Here is a 13,906-nt window from a genome sequence, read left to right as displayed (position 1 = left end):
GAAATTAAGATAGGCTACACACTGAAATTATCTTTCGGTTATTATAGGATCATTTATTCTGTGGGACTCTCTAAGTCCGTCAAACCTACATTTTCATTTTCCATAATCGTGACAATCCGATCGATTAGTTGAGTAACTTGCATCGGCGCATCAAAATCCTCAGCGATCGCCAGTGGCATCCCGCGCAGAGGATAATGCTTTTGTACCGTCAATTCAGCACTCGAAATCTCAGCAGACTCGATCGCCCCAAAACCCTCCGATTTTGACAAACGCCTCTGACGCAAAAAACTCAATAGCACCTCAAGTACATCATCTGATGTTTGCTCAATCTCGCGGATTAGTTCTTCTCGGACAGTCATAATCTGGCATTTTCCTTGCTAGACTTCTTTACCCATTGTAATTCGAGATTCGATAGTTTTGGGCGATCGCCCTTTCCCCAAAATCCACCCCAAAACCCACCCCAAAAACCTACGCCAAAAAAAGCTTATAAGCCGGATTCTGACTCTCATCCCCATACTGATAGCCCAGCGTATCCAAAAAAGCCTGCCACTCCTGCATCTCATCCGGCGGCACCTGTATCCCCACCACAATTCGCCCGTAATCAGCCCCATTATTCCGATAGTGAAAAACGCTGATATTCCAATTAGGACTCATCGAACCCACAAACTGCATCAACGCACCCGGACGTTCGGGAAATTCAAAGCGGTAAAACAGTTCATGTTTTGCCAGAAAAGAACGGCCGCCCACCATGTGCCGCAAGTGCAACTTAGTTAATTCATCATCAGTTAAATCCAAAGTTTTAAAGCCACAATCTTCAAAACTTGCCGCTATTTTAACCGCATCAGCGCGGTTTTGAATTTGCACACCAATAAAAATATGTGCTGCTTTTTCATCCGCAATGCGATAGCTAAATTCCGTCAAATTGCGCTTACCCAAACACTCGCAAAACCTGCGGAGACTTCCCGGCTGTTCGGGAATTGTGACTGCAAAAATTGCTTCCCGACGTTCGCCAAACTCTGCCCTTTCTGCTACAAACCGCAGGCGATCGAAATTCATGTTCGCGCCACAAGCAACAGAAATTAATGTTTCTCCTGTGATTTGTTCCCGTTCCACGTAAGCCTTCGCACCGGCGATCGCCAAAGCGCCAGCAGGTTCTAAGATCGATCGCGTATCTTCAAAAACATCCTTAATCGCCGCGCAAATATCATCCGTACCCACCAAAATAATCTCATCCACATACTCCTGACAAAGCCGAAAAGTTTCCTCCCCAACTTCCCGCACAGCAACGCCGTCAGCAAATAAACCCACCTGGGACAAACGCACCCGTTTACCAGCTTTCAGCGATTGATTCATCGCATCGGAATCCACAGGTTCCACACCAATAATCTTAATTTCCGGCCGCAACCGCTTAATATAAGCCGCAATTCCCGAAATCAATCCACCGCCGCCAATCGCCACAAAAATCGCATGAATTGGTTTTTGATGTTGCCGCAGAATTTCCATGCCGATCGTACCCTGTCCCGCAATCACGTAGGGGTCATCAAAAGGGTGAATAAAAGTCATGCCTTTTTGGGCCTCTAATTGGCGTGCAAAAGCGTAGGCATCGTCGTAGGTATCACCATGCAAAACCACCTCTCCACCACGGGCTATCACCGCATTTACCTTCACCTGCGGCGTTGTTACAGGCATGACGATCATCGCGCGAGTTCCCAGGTGGCCCGCAGCGAGGGCGACTCCTTGGGCGTGATTGCCGGCGGAAGCTGCGATGACACCTTGTGCTAGCAAATCCGGCGACAGTTGCGCCATTTTGTTGTACGCACCCCGCAGCTTAAAGGAAAACACCGACTGCATATCCTCTCGTTTCAGCAGCAGTTTATTGTTGAGCCGCGCTGATAGATTGGGGGCGACTTCTAGGGGTGTTTCTTGGGCAACATCGTAGACGGGGGCGGTGAGGATTTGTACTAGGTAATCGCAAAGCATGGGGTTAGCAGGTTGGTTGATGCCGGATGGTGGGATAATTGTAGGGCATTTGTGTTAGTTTTTTGCGGGGAATGGCGATCGGCTTCGGGGAATTGGCGATCGCGCGATCGGGCAAACCGATTTAGTTTACTAATAATTTGATTATCAATTAAAAGCTTGACGTGCCGAAAGTGCGATCGCCCTAAAACCGAGATAAAGAGCGATCGCTCGGTGACGTTCCAGATGATACTTGGCATTTCCCCAAACCTAATCAGGCCGTGCGAAACCCGTTCGAGGGTCAGTAATAAACAAACCCAAAACCAGCGAATCCATAACCGTATCCCAGACAGGAGTCAAACGTTCAGCATCATCAACCCAGTAATCAAAAGTAATCAAACACTGAACATTAGAACCCAATCCGATACAAATTCGCGAATAAGCTTCCCGCTGTTCTGGAGGGTCGATAAACTTAAATTCAGTCCAAACAACCCGAGCCGTTTGCCGCTTCAATTGGATAATATCCCCAGGATCGATCGGATTTCTGGTATCATCTTCCACTATCTTCTGTAATAGCGGCACCAGCGGAAATTCTCCCCAATTGCCAGGGGGTAACAAATTAAACGAAACTTCCAAACAACAATCATCATCCGGCGGCTTTTTATCCGTAAACCGAAACGACTTTGTATCCGGTTCAAAATGCCAATCTTCCGGGACATCAAAACGAACTGCACCTCTTCCTGCTACAAAGATGCGAGTTCCAGGCTTTGATTTCCAATTGTGGTCTTCTTTAAGCTCTAGAGTTTCCTTGAGCCATTCTTGCTTTTTGCGCTTAGACATAAACAGAACACCAAATTACTGCTAATGTGTAGTTTGAGACTTGGCAAACACATTTTAACCTTATTTGACTCACCGTTTGCTCAAATATAAAAATCCTTACAAAAATTATAAATCCCTCTCTTCTCTATTCCTCTGCGTTCTCTGCGCCTCTGCGGTAAAAAAATCCTTTCACAATTCCCTAACTTTTATTTTTCATGCTTGGGAATCACACACCTAATGCCACCTTTATTCCCAGCCGCATCGCCCCTGTAACGCGGGATAACATGAATAGCCGCGTGACTGCGACTTTGACCAGCCTGTTTATTAATATTGATTCCCACATTAAAACCGTCAGGCTGAAACTCTTTAATTAACATCTCTTGCACCTTGTTAGCCATAAACCAACAAGCCGATTGTTCCCTAAACGGTAGCTCAAAATAATTAGCAACGTGACGCTTGGGAATAATTAAAACATGACCTTGGCTGGCAGGATAACCGTCAAACATCGCATAAGTTGTTGCTGATTCGGTGAGTAAAGTTAGATTTTTGTGCGGATTGCAGAATATGCAGTTATTAGTTGAATTTCTTTGATGGTTGTAATGCACATACTCGTATATTTCGCAAGACTCATTTAAGAGGGCAGATTTAAACGGAAGTTTGACAATGCACTGATAGGTAGGTTTTTTGTGGACGTAATGTTCTCGAAAGCCTTCTTTTTTGATATCCCTTCTCACTGCAAAATACGCTTTACCTCCGGGTTTCAACAGGTGTGAGACTTCCATCAGCACATTCGCTTGTTCTTCGGGAAACAAGACATTCAAAACATAAAAGCAAATGATAGTATCAAATTTATCTTCGGGGAATTCTGGAAAATAATAATAGTCGTAACCTGCAATATCAAAGCCTTTTTGCTGCAACAATTTAACATCGTTGCCGAAGCCACATCCAAAATCTAAGACTTTACCTTGCAGCAAATTTTGATCTAATAAAAATTTAGCTGGAAATGATAGGTAAATCCTTTCGATTGCCGTCAGGTGGCTGAATTTATTTTGTTGCTTTTTCATGGCGACATAAACTTGATTTAAATCGATATTCTTCAGTCCGCACCGGCGGACTTTGTTTGACAACAAGCGATTTCAATCGCCAAATCCTATCTAAAAATTGTATCATTATTGCAGTTTGGCGATCGCCCCTCGATCCACCAACACCTCACCAGTCACCAAATCCCGCACCGTAGCCAACAAAACCCGCCTCTCATCCACCTCAAAACCCACCGAAACCCTGTCAATCCCCAACACTCCCGGTGGATTCAAATGCGCCACACAAACCTGCTGATGGTGGCTTTCCAAAGAACGAAACTCGCTGTGTTTGTTGAGCAAACTGCTTGTCATTTGCCCTTTTTCGTTAAAAATAACCTCCGCTTGCGACACCTCCGCAACTTCCCCAATATCTAACCGAATTTCCCTTTGTCCTTCAATAGCAACTTGCAGCGTCAACTCCTCCGAACTTTGACAAGGATACTTGATTTCTTTGCTAAAAATCGGCGAATAAGCATAAGTTTTAGCGTAAGGTTCCCAGATGCGAATTGCATAGCTATGTCGCAAATAATCATCAACAGTCACTAATTGTGTCAGCGCTAAAGCACCGTGCGCCACTGCTTCAAAAGGCTTGTCAGTTTTAACTTTTTGCCGCCCGAAATAGGAAACCACTAAATTAGACACAGCCGGAATTAAAGAAGTTCCACCTACCAGTAAAATCCGTTCAATATCTGCTTTACCGATACCTTTTTCCAGCGCAATACTCAGCACTTCATCTAAAGCTTCCCGTAACTGTTCTAATAACTGCCGTGATTCCAGAATTTCCTCAAGCTGATATCGGTTTAACTGCAAGTCGTAAGACATGAAATTTTCATCGTCAAACCAACTTTCCTTAGCCTGATTAACTTGAGAAACTTGAATCTTTAACTTTTCCGCTATCTCCAATAAATTTTGCCAGCCAAGGCCACCAACTTCGGCCCGCGACGAACCAATTTGCCGCAAATAATCTTCAACAATCCAGATGTCAATATCTTCGCCACCAACATAAGCATCGGATTTTGCTAAGACTTCGGCACACATTAAATTCTGACTTTGAAATTGGCTATTTTTGACAGAGGAATGAGGCGCAGTGCGAACCAAACTTAAATCTAAAGTCCCACCGCCAAAATCGACTACTAAAACCAAAGAACCAGGGCGTTTGACGGCATATCCCAGGGCGGCCGCTGTAGATTCATCTATTAGCTGGACTTCCTCAATTCCTAGAGATTCTGCTAAGTCGCGAAACCAATCTAAATATCGCTCAAAGGCTCCTACGGGTACTGTAAAAATTACTTTTTTTGGCTGTATATTTTGCTGATATAATTGTTTCCAGATAGTTTTGATAAACTGTTCTGCTACAGATTCGGCTGTGTAGGTTTCGCCGTCGAGATTGCGGGCTGGTGGCTGAAAATCGGCTGCCAAGTCGCGTTTGAAAGCTTTAAAAAAACGGTCGGGATGGGATTGTCCTAAACGTTGCGCTCGCACTTTTTCTCCCAATACCAACTCACCAGTATTTTTCACAAATACCAAAGTCGGAACTACAGGTATTTCTCGGACATCTTCACTCGATTTATTCGTTTTAAAAATCCGGGACATTTCCCCCAATCTCAAAGTTTCGGGTGTTTGCGTGTCCGGGTTGAGAATGCAGACAACCGTGTTGCTGGTGCCGAAGTCAATTGCAACTGTAGTCATGTCGATTTTAGATTATAAATTTAATTTGTTATTCCGACTGGAAGGCTGCGACTAACTTTAGCAGGAGCAAGAATTTGCTCACCATCTCGATAACCAACAAAGCGAATATAAACTAACTCTCCTTCTGTGATATCCTCAACATCTGGCTGGTGCAACTGCGGATTATAGCTCACTTGTTCCCAAGCTAAACCGATTGTTTCAAAATTCCAACTTGACAAGAGATTTTCTAAGGGAGTAAAAAGAGCAGAGAGATTTTTGGCGGGCATATTCGGCTTGGCTTCTGCCATTTTCCGGGCGGCAGGATAGCTGGTTAACAAAGTTTGTAACTGTTCAAAGGTAGCGCGACGAAAATCAGTAGTTAGTTGAGTTTTTTGCTGCTGCAATTCTTCGCGCAGCCGGAAACACTGTTGTCTCAATTCTTCGATTTCGTTGGGATTAGTTGTAATTGTCGCCGATGTGGGCAGCGCGCTCAGAGTGCGATCGAATTCTGGGAAATTCAAATTCAGCACTGTTGCCAGCCGCCGCAGTTGGTCTACCGTGAGTTTTCCCACGTCTCCCTGTCGCACTAAGCGCACTCCGAAGCGACTTAAGCCGGCTTTCTCGCCTAAGTCTTGCCAATCGACGATATTTAGCTGATTCATGCGTTCCCGCAGAATTGTATCGTACTTAAACTCGATCGCATCTCCGGCATCCGATGCAGCATAAGCGTAGACTAAAATTAGAAAAATGCCCCCAACAGCTAGGGCGAGGCTGAAAGGAGACACTATTGTTACATCAACCGTTGCATCGAGGAGATAGAACATTGTTAAATTTTCTAAACTTGTTTTAAAGTCTGCGTTTGTTCAACGGTCAAATTTTCTTCACCTTGGTAGTATTCTGGCAGCAAATCTTGAGATTCTACTTTTCCGAGAGCTTTTTCAATTCCGGCAGTGGTTTCGGTGCAACTCGAACCGGTGGCATTGAGGACGGTTTCGGTAATTTTGCCGTCTTTGCCGATGCGATATTCTATTTGGCGGTACTCTGCCATAGTTCCTCTTGGCTTAATGCTTGATCATCGAATGTTGACTGTTGAGTTATATTATAGATTGTGTTTACCGATTATTCCAATGAATTTTTGTAGCGACAATGCAACCGGGGTTGCACCGGAAATTATGGCGGCGATTGCAGCGGCTAATTGCGGTGCAGTGATGTCTTACGGAGATGATGAATATACAGAGCGTTTGCAAGTTAAATTCTCCGATTTATTCGAGACATCAGTGACTGTTTTTCCTGTAGCAACCGGTTCCGCTGCTAATGCTCTAGCCCTCGCGGTGATGACTCCTCCTTACGGGGCTGTTTACTGTCACGCAGAATCTCATATTAATCTGGATGAATGCGGCGCACCGGAGTTTTTTACTGGCGGCGCAAAGTTAGTAACATTAACTGGAGATCATGCTAAGATCAAGGCAGAGACTTTAGGTGAAATAGTCGATCGCGCTGGCAAAGGAATCGTCCACCACGTACAGCCCGCAGCCGTCAGTATCACTCAAGCCACAGAAGCAGGCACTGTCTACAATCCAGCGGAAATTTCCCAGATTTCGGAAGTTGCGCGCAGCCACAATTTGCACCTGCACATGGATGGTGCTCGCTTTGCCAATGCTGTTGCGAGTTTGGGCTGTGATCCTGCGGATATTACTTGGCGCGCCGGCGTGGATATCCTCTCATTTGGAGCGACAAAAAACGGGGCGATGGCTGCGGAAGCTGTGGTGTTTTTCAATCAAGAATTGGCAGAAACTTTCCCTTTTTACCGCAAGCGCAGCGGGCATCTGTTCTCCAAAATGCGGTTTTTGTCGGCGCAGTTAGAAGCATATATAACGAATGATTTATGGCTAAAAAATGCGGCTCATGCCAATAATATGGCAGCTAAGTTAGCGCAAGGTTTGGCAGGAGTTGAGAAAGTCAAGTTTTGCCATCCAGTCGAAGCAAATGAAATTTTTATGCAGATTCCAGAATCCCTGATTGCAGCAGCTTTAAATCACGGTTTTCAATTTTATCGGTGGGATAAATCTACTGTCAGACTGGTAACAGCTTTTAATACTAAAGAAGAAGATGTTAATGCTTTCGTGGATTTTTGTAGGGGCGAGCTTTCCCATAATATTTAAAATGGTTTGTAGTGAGAATTTTAGTCCTTCTGAAAATCTAAGGACTAAAGTCCTCACTACAAACCTAGAGTTTAATCGATTTAGGAATAGGTTCTGCAACTGCGACTAATTCCGGTTCATCTACTTCGATGTGTGCTTCTAAAAGCGCCAGATTTCTCATGTTGGATTTATAAAAAGCATCAAAAATATCTCCGACTAAAGGTACTGAACCCACGACGGCCTCTAGACTGATATTGTAAATCATTTTTCCGAGGGTTTTGGGGGGGATATTGAATTGAGTTGCTAAGTAAATTAGGTATGCGGAAAACGCGGTATCTACGAGATCCCCAGCACCCGGAACTAAACCGATAATGGGGTCTAAACCAATGCGAAATTTAGTGCCGGGGATGCCAATGGCGGTATCCATCAGGCGACTGAGTTTGCGGATGCGGTTGAGGGTGGCGAGACGCTCTATTTTGTTCATATTATTATTGTTAAACTAGGTTGAAAATTTGAAATCTGTCGGAAGACGGAAAAAACCATCTAGAAACCGCTCATTTTCCATCTTCGCTAATATGTTGAATTCCCCATTCGTGCATGGCATTAATAATCGGTTTGAGACTTTCGCCCAAAGGCGTTAGCGAATATTCAACTTTCGGCGGAACTTGCAGGTAAATTTCCCTGTGTACGATCGCGTCTGACTCCATTTCCCGCAGTTGCTGCGTCAGCATCTTCTGAGTAATGCCGTTGACAGCTCGTTGCAGCTCGTTAAAGCGCTTCACTCCTTGAAACAACTCCCGCAGAATCAAGACTTTCCAGCGCCCGCCAATCACCTCTAGAGTGCGTTCTACAGGGCAATTTGCTCGATCGACCTTTACTTCTTGGACTTGCATAGTATCTTTTTGGTAAGTACCGCACTTTTAAGTGCGTACTTCCCATAATAGCTTGACTCGGTTTAAAATAAAAACATCAAAGAAATACCCGATAAATTTCACTGAGGATTCAGAAAATGATTACCGTCAGAAAAAGTGAAGCAAGAGGACACGCTAATCGCGGTTGGTTGGACAGTTACCACACATTTTCGTTTGCCAACTATTACGATCCAAATTATATGAATTTTCGATCTTTGCGGGTAATTAATGAGGATGTGATTAGCCCTGGAAAAGGTTTCGGGACTCACGGACACAGCGACATGGAAATCATTACCTATGTACTGGAAGGAGCATTAGAACACAAAGACAGTTTGGGAACCGGTGCAGCAATAAAACCCGGTGAAGTGCAGCGAATGACTGCGGGTACGGGTATCCAGCACAGCGAGTTCAATCACTCGCAAACTGAGCCAGTTCATTTGCTGCAAATCTGGCTATTACCGGATACAAAAGGATTGCAGCCAAGTTACGAACAGCGGGATTTTCCCGTAGCAGAAAGGCACGGAAAACTGCGCTTAGTGGCGGCGCGAGATGCGAGAGATGGTGCTGTGAAAGTGCATCAAGATGTCGATTTGTATGCGGCTGTTTTGGATAAAAATTCGCGAGTTTCTCATGCTTTGCAGCCAAATCGCCATGCTTGGGTGCAAGTTGCTCGCGGCTCGGTTTTGCTCAACGGTTTGCCTTTAGAAAATGGGGACGCGGCGGCGGTTAGTGATGAGGCTGAGTTGACGATTGAAGCGGCGGAAGATGCGGAATTTTTGCTGTTTGATTTGGCATAGAATTGAATGCGAAATCCCCGATTTATTGGAGTCGGGGATTTGAAATTACTCGGCGGTTGAAACCGCTACTACAAAAACAAAGTCCGCCTTCGCGGACTAATAAATTAATCAGCCATCCAAGATTTTGTCCCAAAAATACCTGCTAGAAGTTCGGGAATGCTAAAATCAATATCTAAGCTTTCCCAGTGTACGCTGCTGCCAGAAGGCGGCAGCCAAACATCAGCAAGTTGTTCTGGTGAAGCACCTTCTAAGCCTTGTGCAAGGCTTGGAGGAAAACAAAAAATAGCACCGTTTTTCAGTTTGATAACTATTAAATCTTCCGACTGGTTATACTGCACGGATTCGGCGCGGGGTTCTGTATCCTCAGCGTTTTTCCATGCTTCTTTGGCTTTTGCTATTTGAGCTAGGAGATTTTCCTCAGTTAATTCTTTTTGCCATTTTCTAAATACCATATATTTCTTGCCATCGGTTTGGTTAATTTTGGATATTTGATTATTGCCGCATGAGATTGTGTTAAACGGACTGTGAAGAACATGATACTTAATCATGGGTTACTACTTAGGAAATAAGTAAATAGGAGGAAGACAGTAACTTTTATTTATGCTATTTTTGCTAAGGGTAAATGCTGAGGATAAATTTTTATGCAACAAAAGCCGATCGCCAGAAAGCATCTTGTTTTGAGCCTGATCACTGGTTTAGCAGTCGGCGCGATCGCGGGCGCACCCATCGGCTGGATGGCTAATGGGTATTATTCCGAGCAGCGTTTGGCTCAAATTCTGATTTGCCGAGAAAAGAATAGAGATCAGCCAGTTGCTATTGTTGAGTCTAGGTGCGGTTCCCGATTCTAAATTTTTCTGCTAGCCAGAGGGCTGTGTCAAATATTTTGAGGCTGGTGCGGATGTTGAAAGTTCGATCGCCCAAACACTCTGCCATTCTCAACCGTCAACGCGCCACAAACCGGAAAACCGATCCGTCCGTTGATATGTGGGTATGTTAAATTGACACAATCATGAACTACAGCAGAACAATTCCGGCTATTTTGAGTGCTACGATCGCCCTAAGCTCGATCGCCCTAATTCCACTCACATCACCTCAAATCGCCCTAGCCTTAACCGCCGACGCAGTAAAAACCGTCGCCAAACAAATTACCGTGCGCATCCAGGGGCCAAAAGGCGGTTCAGGAGTAATTTTAGAGAAACAAGGTAGCACATACTATATTCTTACCAACTGGCACGTAGTCGATAAAGCAGGCGATTACGAGGTTGTAACTCCCGACGGCAAAGCTCACTCTGTATCATACAATCTCATCCGGCGAATGCCCGGTGCTGATTTAGCGATCGTCCCCTTCAGCAGCCCTCAAAGCTACCCCCTCGCTCAATTAGCAAATTCCGCCGCAACTCCCGGAAAAAATGCTTATGTGGCTGGTTGGCCGACATCCGGCGGTTCCCTGAGACAGCCGATTTTCATCGCCACCGAAGGTCAGCTTACCGGCCGCCAAACTCCCTGGAACGGTTATACTTTGGTATACAACAACTTAGTGAGAGCGGGGATGAGCGGCGGGCCTGTGCTCGACGATGCGGGGCGAGTTGTCGCAATTAACGGTATTGTTAGGTTAGAGGAAAATTCGGATAAAATCGTGGCGGCGGGGATAGAAATCAATACTTTCATGAAATGGCGATCGACTATTTCACTACCTGCACTTCCCCAATCGCCAACAGCCACAAACCCGAAAACTCCTGTTAATAATCCGCCTCGGAAGTCTGGAAGTGCGATCGCCTTTGCCGCCACAAATACCATCAAAACGCCTTCAGAAGTTGTCAGTTCCCTTACTCTTGCTTCCACTTATTTTACTACAGGAAATAGCAACGGCACAATCTCAGTTTGGAATTTTCCCGGTGGACAATTGAAAACTACGCTGCAAGGACACGCGGAATCGGTAAACGCATTGGCTACGAGTGCGGACGGAAACGTGTTAGCTAGCGGCAGCGATGACAAAACTGTAAAAATTTGGAATTTAGAAACAGGCGCGGTTGTACGCACTTTGAGCGGGCATTCTGGGGCAGTTTCGAGTGTTGCCGTCAGTGCAGACGGTCAGTTTATCGCCAGCGGCAGTTGGGATAAAACGATTAAGATTTGGAATGCGAAAACTGGGGAATTGCTGCGGACTTTGACCGGGCATTCTGGGCTGATAAATGCTGTGGCGATTAGCCCGGACAGCAAAATTTTAGCTAGCGGCAGTAAAGATGGTTCAATTAGGTTGTGGAATTTAGCGACAGGTGCAGCAATTCGCACGATTGGCGGCAAAAATTTGTCTGTTTTGTCCCTAGCTTTTACTCCCGATGGCAAAACTTTGGCCGCCGGAAACAGCAACGGCACTGTTGGCTTGTGGAATGTCGGAAATGGGCAGTTGATTCGGCGTTTGAGTGGGCATACTGACGGAGTTTGGTCTGTGGCAATCAGTCGGGATGGGAGTATGCTGGTTACTGGGAGTTGGGATAAGAGTGTGAAAGTGTGGGATTTGCGATCGGGCGAATTAAGGGGTAATTTGAGCGGTCATTCTGGCTATGTTACTGCTGTGGCAATTAGTGCAGATGCTAAGACTATTGTGAGTGCTGGTTGGTTGGGGGAAATTAAGATTTGGAAAAGGAGTTAAGATTTTTTAACCGCAGAGGGCGCAGAGGGCGCAGAGGAGGAAAAAGAGAGAGATATTTACATTTGATTGAGTAGTGTTATTTGATTAAAATATTTGGCATAAAAAAATATGAGCGAACTAAAGACTCAATTGCCAACAGATGTCTGGGTAGTAGCTAGCTGGGAAGAATTCGTCGAAATTGCAGACAACGCGGCTTATGAAAAAGCAAAATGCTACTATCGCAACGGACAAATGAGGATTGAAACTATGTCGGTAGGGCCTGATTGTGCCAGCGATTGTGCGATCGCACTTTTAGCAGTTAACTTATTTTGCACTATTAAAGGTCTTTCTGTTAATGGATTCAATAAATGTAGCTACCGGAAACCAGGAGTTCGAGAGTGTCAGCCAGACGTATCTTACTACATTGGAGGTCGAGCTAAATTAGCACCTCAAGGAACTTCGATCGCAAGTCTTGATGTTACCCCGCCGCCAGATTTAGTCATCGAAGTTGCTGACTCAACTTTGGCTGATGATATTGGTCAAAAACGATTGCTTTACGAAGAACTAAAAGTCGCCGAATACTGGGTAATAGACGTAAAAAAAATAGAAATTCTTGCCTTTGCGATTATTGCTGATAATGGCAGTCGGCGGCTTGTGCAATCCGAAGTTTTGCCGGGATTAACTATTGCTTTGCTGGAAGAAGCCTTGCGCCGAAGTCGGACTCAAGACCAAGCACAGGTAGGGGCTTGGTTGTTGGCTCAATTTCAGCAGTAATAATCGATATAAATAAGCTCACTTTAAAAAAACAAAATACCCAGGAGATACTCGACTTCGCAGAAGTTGTCGGGTATCTCAAATAGTATTGGACGCATAAATACCAAAGAAACCGGGTTTTTCACTTTTGTTAAAGGCTTAAATGCAGTGTTTTTGGAAAAAAACCCGGTTTCTGCGTCCAGGACTATAAAAAAATTACCTCGCCAAGCTACACGACTAAATCTTCGATCGAGAATTTCAATAAGTCGCACAGGGCTTTCATCTGTGCTGGGTAAAGCTTGGGGACGTGTCTGTCGGTTTCCCAGTTGATGACTGTGGATTCCACCACATTACACGCTCTTGCCACTTGTATTCGAGTCAAACCTAGACTTTCACGTCTTTCTCTTAGTTTTTGCCCCAGCGTCATTATCTATCCCGTACTTAGTTCAGTTTATCTGAGATATTGCACCATTCTCAATTACTTGTTTAGGAACAGGCTTTTCGGCCTGTTCCACAAGAAAATTCATTTTTTGTGGAACGGGCCGGAGAGCCCGTTCTTGACAATGGTGCAACATCTCAGGTTTATTCTATTTATTCAGTTGACTATATGTAGTTCGTGTCTTAATCTAGAGATAGACACAAAGTCTAACAACGGTCAAAAGCCAGTCCGCGCCCTCGACAAGCATTGAACTGGCTTTGGCTCCAACACAAAATGGAGACAAACTTAATTATGCCCTACAAACAGCGCCTTAACAGGTGGTTGGTTGTTCGCCTGCTTCCCAATATGCAGCGAATCACTGTAGCCCATTTCTTCAGACATTCCGATGCTGACGGCTATCTGCGGATCGTCCGGCAGTTAATCCCCAAGGCTCAATTTGTGATTGTTTTTAATGCCGATATCAACCTAGAAACAGCGCCTAACAACATCGAAGGCAGCTAGTTGAAGGTTCGGTTAGGCAAGGACTCTACTGGTAGGGTACGTCAGTTGGTAGCGATTCGATGCACATCGACAATACCGCCCTCCGTACCCTACTACCTAGCGTCTCGCTTCCAAGTCCGATCGACACTTATGATAAATTTGGTTCTTGCCGGACTACACTGGAAAACAAAATCAAATTAAAATTTGCGCTATAAATTCGATTGGCTCGCT

General features: G+C 45.0%; 18 protein-coding genes. 6 read left to right on the top strand and 12 right to left on the bottom strand.

Going from position 1 to position 13,906, the window contains the following annotated elements:
• Positions 1-53: 53 nt before the first annotated feature.
• From QUB66_RS10725 to QUB66_RS10690, 8 genes are all read right to left on the bottom strand, one after another.
• Positions 54-359 carry a hypothetical protein gene (locus QUB66_RS10725; RefSeq protein ID WP_332970590.1) on the bottom strand — a complete coding sequence of 102 codons (306 nt, stop codon included), beginning with the start codon at positions 357-359 and terminating at the stop codon, positions 54-56.
• Positions 360-468: 109 nt separating this feature from the next.
• Complete coding sequence (gene ilvA / locus QUB66_RS10720; RefSeq protein ID WP_332970591.1) at positions 469-1,980, bottom strand: threonine ammonia-lyase, biosynthetic; 1,512 nt, start codon at positions 1,978-1,980, stop codon at positions 469-471.
• Positions 1,962-2,216 (bottom strand): hypothetical protein, encoded by a 255-nt coding sequence (locus QUB66_RS10715; RefSeq protein WP_332970592.1) that lies wholly within the window; start codon positions 2,214-2,216, stop codon positions 1,962-1,964. Before QUB66_RS10715 ends, ilvA begins: the two co-directional genes overlap by 19 nt.
• Before the next feature lie 10 nt (positions 2,217-2,226).
• Positions 2,227-2,796 (bottom strand): hypothetical protein, encoded by a 570-nt coding sequence (locus QUB66_RS10710; RefSeq protein ID WP_265235718.1) that lies wholly within the window; start codon positions 2,794-2,796, stop codon positions 2,227-2,229.
• Between the two features lie 185 nt (positions 2,797-2,981).
• Entirely contained in the window at positions 2,982-3,839 is an 858-nt protein-coding gene (locus QUB66_RS10705; RefSeq protein ID WP_332970593.1) for a bifunctional class I SAM-dependent methyltransferase/HIT family protein, read from the bottom strand.
• Between the two features lie 105 nt (positions 3,840-3,944).
• Positions 3,945-5,543, bottom strand: coding sequence for an Hsp70 family protein (locus QUB66_RS10700; protein ID WP_332970594.1), 1,599 nt, complete (start codon positions 5,541-5,543; stop codon positions 3,945-3,947).
• A gap of 20 nt (positions 5,544-5,563) precedes the next feature.
• Complete coding sequence (locus QUB66_RS10695) at positions 5,564-6,346, bottom strand: nucleotide exchange factor GrpE (RefSeq protein ID WP_332970595.1); 783 nt, start codon at positions 6,344-6,346, stop codon at positions 5,564-5,566.
• A gap of 11 nt (positions 6,347-6,357) precedes the next feature.
• Complete coding sequence (locus QUB66_RS10690; RefSeq protein WP_190662874.1) at positions 6,358-6,570, bottom strand: DUF2997 domain-containing protein; 213 nt, start codon at positions 6,568-6,570, stop codon at positions 6,358-6,360.
• Positions 6,571-6,649: 79 nt separating this feature from the next.
• Between QUB66_RS10690 and QUB66_RS10685 the strand changes: the two genes are divergently transcribed.
• Entirely contained in the window at positions 6,650-7,684 is a 1,035-nt protein-coding gene (locus QUB66_RS10685; RefSeq protein WP_332970597.1) for a threonine aldolase family protein, read from the top strand.
• A 64-nt stretch (positions 7,685-7,748) separates the two neighbouring features.
• On the opposite strand, the gene QUB66_RS10680 is transcribed toward QUB66_RS10685, so the two are convergent.
• Positions 7,749-8,147 carry a DUF4112 domain-containing protein gene (locus tag QUB66_RS10680; RefSeq protein WP_332970598.1) on the bottom strand — a complete coding sequence of 133 codons (399 nt, stop codon included), beginning with the start codon at positions 8,145-8,147 and terminating at the stop codon, positions 7,749-7,751.
• Positions 8,148-8,217: 70 nt separating this feature from the next.
• The gene (locus tag QUB66_RS10675; RefSeq protein WP_006633569.1) at positions 8,218-8,556 is read right to left on the bottom strand and encodes a winged helix-turn-helix transcriptional regulator; all 339 of its coding nucleotides are present in this window, start codon (positions 8,554-8,556) and stop codon (positions 8,218-8,220) included.
• Positions 8,557-8,672: 116 nt separating this feature from the next.
• On the opposite strand from QUB66_RS10675, the gene QUB66_RS10670 reads away from it, so the two are divergent.
• On the top strand, positions 8,673-9,371 hold the full coding sequence (locus QUB66_RS10670; RefSeq protein ID WP_265235711.1) for a pirin family protein: 699 nt from the start codon (positions 8,673-8,675) through the stop codon (positions 9,369-9,371).
• A 104-nt stretch (positions 9,372-9,475) separates the two neighbouring features.
• On the opposite strand, the gene QUB66_RS10665 is transcribed toward QUB66_RS10670, so the two are convergent.
• Positions 9,476-9,823 carry a DUF2442 domain-containing protein gene (locus tag QUB66_RS10665; RefSeq protein WP_332970599.1) on the bottom strand — a complete coding sequence of 116 codons (348 nt, stop codon included), beginning with the start codon at positions 9,821-9,823 and terminating at the stop codon, positions 9,476-9,478.
• Positions 9,824-10,012: 189 nt separating this feature from the next.
• Between QUB66_RS10665 and QUB66_RS10660 the strand changes: the two genes are divergently transcribed.
• From QUB66_RS10660 to QUB66_RS10650, 3 genes are all read left to right on the top strand, one after another.
• Positions 10,013-10,219 carry a hypothetical protein gene (locus tag QUB66_RS10660; RefSeq protein ID WP_332970600.1) on the top strand — a complete coding sequence of 69 codons (207 nt, stop codon included), beginning with the start codon at positions 10,013-10,015 and terminating at the stop codon, positions 10,217-10,219.
• Between the two features lie 161 nt (positions 10,220-10,380).
• Positions 10,381-12,024, top strand: coding sequence for a trypsin-like peptidase domain-containing protein (locus tag QUB66_RS10655; protein WP_332970602.1), 1,644 nt, complete (start codon positions 10,381-10,383; stop codon positions 12,022-12,024).
• Between the two features lie 108 nt (positions 12,025-12,132).
• Positions 12,133-12,777, top strand: coding sequence for a Uma2 family endonuclease (locus tag QUB66_RS10650; RefSeq protein WP_332970603.1), 645 nt, complete (start codon positions 12,133-12,135; stop codon positions 12,775-12,777).
• A gap of 208 nt (positions 12,778-12,985) precedes the next feature.
• Here QUB66_RS10650 and QUB66_RS10645 read toward each other — a convergent pair whose 3' ends face one another.
• Positions 12,986-13,183 (bottom strand): helix-turn-helix transcriptional regulator, encoded by a 198-nt coding sequence (locus QUB66_RS10645; RefSeq protein WP_332970604.1) that lies wholly within the window; start codon positions 13,181-13,183, stop codon positions 12,986-12,988.
• Between the two features lie 285 nt (positions 13,184-13,468).
• On the opposite strand from QUB66_RS10645, the gene QUB66_RS10640 reads away from it, so the two are divergent.
• Positions 13,469-13,696 (top strand): hypothetical protein, encoded by a 228-nt coding sequence (locus QUB66_RS10640; protein ID WP_332970605.1) that lies wholly within the window; start codon positions 13,469-13,471, stop codon positions 13,694-13,696.
• The last annotated feature ends 210 nt before the right edge of the window (positions 13,697-13,906 follow it).

Origin of the sequence: Microcoleus sp. A2-C3, assembly GCF_036706065.1 — a bacterium.
In the GTDB taxonomy this organism is placed as follows: Bacteria; Cyanobacteriota; Cyanobacteriia; order Cyanobacteriales; family Microcoleaceae; genus Microcoleus.
The sequence above is the reverse complement of the archived record's forward strand: the minus strand, read 5'-3'. Positions and strand labels throughout refer to the sequence as shown.

Excerpts from the sequence above, each read along its gene's own strand:
- QUB66_RS10700 (WP_332970594.1), bottom strand. The coding sequence starts at position 5,543 with ATGACTACAGTTGCAATTGACTTCGGCACCAGCAACACGGTTGTCTGC.
- QUB66_RS10675 (WP_006633569.1), bottom strand. The coding sequence starts at position 8,556 with ATGCAAGTCCAAGAAGTAAAGGTCGATCGAGCAAATTGCCCTGTAGAA.
- QUB66_RS10705 (WP_332970593.1), bottom strand. The coding sequence starts at position 3,839 with ATGAAAAAGCAACAAAATAAATTCAGCCACCTGACGGCAATCGAAAGG.
- QUB66_RS10725 (WP_332970590.1), bottom strand. The coding sequence starts at position 359 with ATGACTGTCCGAGAAGAACTAATCCGCGAGATTGAGCAAACATCAGAT.
- QUB66_RS10710 (WP_265235718.1), bottom strand. The coding sequence starts at position 2,796 with ATGTCTAAGCGCAAAAAGCAAGAATGGCTCAAGGAAACTCTAGAGCTT.
- ilvA (WP_332970591.1), bottom strand. The coding sequence starts at position 1,980 with ATGCTTTGCGATTACCTAGTACAAATCCTCACCGCCCCCGTCTACGAT.
- QUB66_RS10715 (WP_332970592.1), bottom strand. The coding sequence starts at position 2,216 with ATGCCAAGTATCATCTGGAACGTCACCGAGCGATCGCTCTTTATCTCG.
- QUB66_RS10670 (WP_265235711.1), top strand. The coding sequence starts at position 8,673 with ATGATTACCGTCAGAAAAAGTGAAGCAAGAGGACACGCTAATCGCGGT.
- QUB66_RS10650 (WP_332970603.1), top strand. The coding sequence starts at position 12,133 with ATGAGCGAACTAAAGACTCAATTGCCAACAGATGTCTGGGTAGTAGCT.
- QUB66_RS10685 (WP_332970597.1), top strand. The coding sequence starts at position 6,650 with ATGAATTTTTGTAGCGACAATGCAACCGGGGTTGCACCGGAAATTATG.
- QUB66_RS10640 (WP_332970605.1), top strand. The coding sequence starts at position 13,469 with ATGGAGACAAACTTAATTATGCCCTACAAACAGCGCCTTAACAGGTGG.
- QUB66_RS10655 (WP_332970602.1), top strand. The coding sequence starts at position 10,381 with ATGAACTACAGCAGAACAATTCCGGCTATTTTGAGTGCTACGATCGCC.
- QUB66_RS10695 (WP_332970595.1), bottom strand. The coding sequence starts at position 6,346 with ATGTTCTATCTCCTCGATGCAACGGTTGATGTAACAATAGTGTCTCCT.
- QUB66_RS10660 (WP_332970600.1), top strand. The coding sequence starts at position 10,013 with ATGCAACAAAAGCCGATCGCCAGAAAGCATCTTGTTTTGAGCCTGATC.
- QUB66_RS10690 (WP_190662874.1), bottom strand. The coding sequence starts at position 6,570 with ATGGCAGAGTACCGCCAAATAGAATATCGCATCGGCAAAGACGGCAAA.
- QUB66_RS10680 (WP_332970598.1), bottom strand. The coding sequence starts at position 8,147 with ATGAACAAAATAGAGCGTCTCGCCACCCTCAACCGCATCCGCAAACTC.
- QUB66_RS10645 (WP_332970604.1), bottom strand. The coding sequence starts at position 13,183 with ATGACGCTGGGGCAAAAACTAAGAGAAAGACGTGAAAGTCTAGGTTTG.
- QUB66_RS10665 (WP_332970599.1), bottom strand. The coding sequence starts at position 9,823 with ATGGTATTTAGAAAATGGCAAAAAGAATTAACTGAGGAAAATCTCCTA.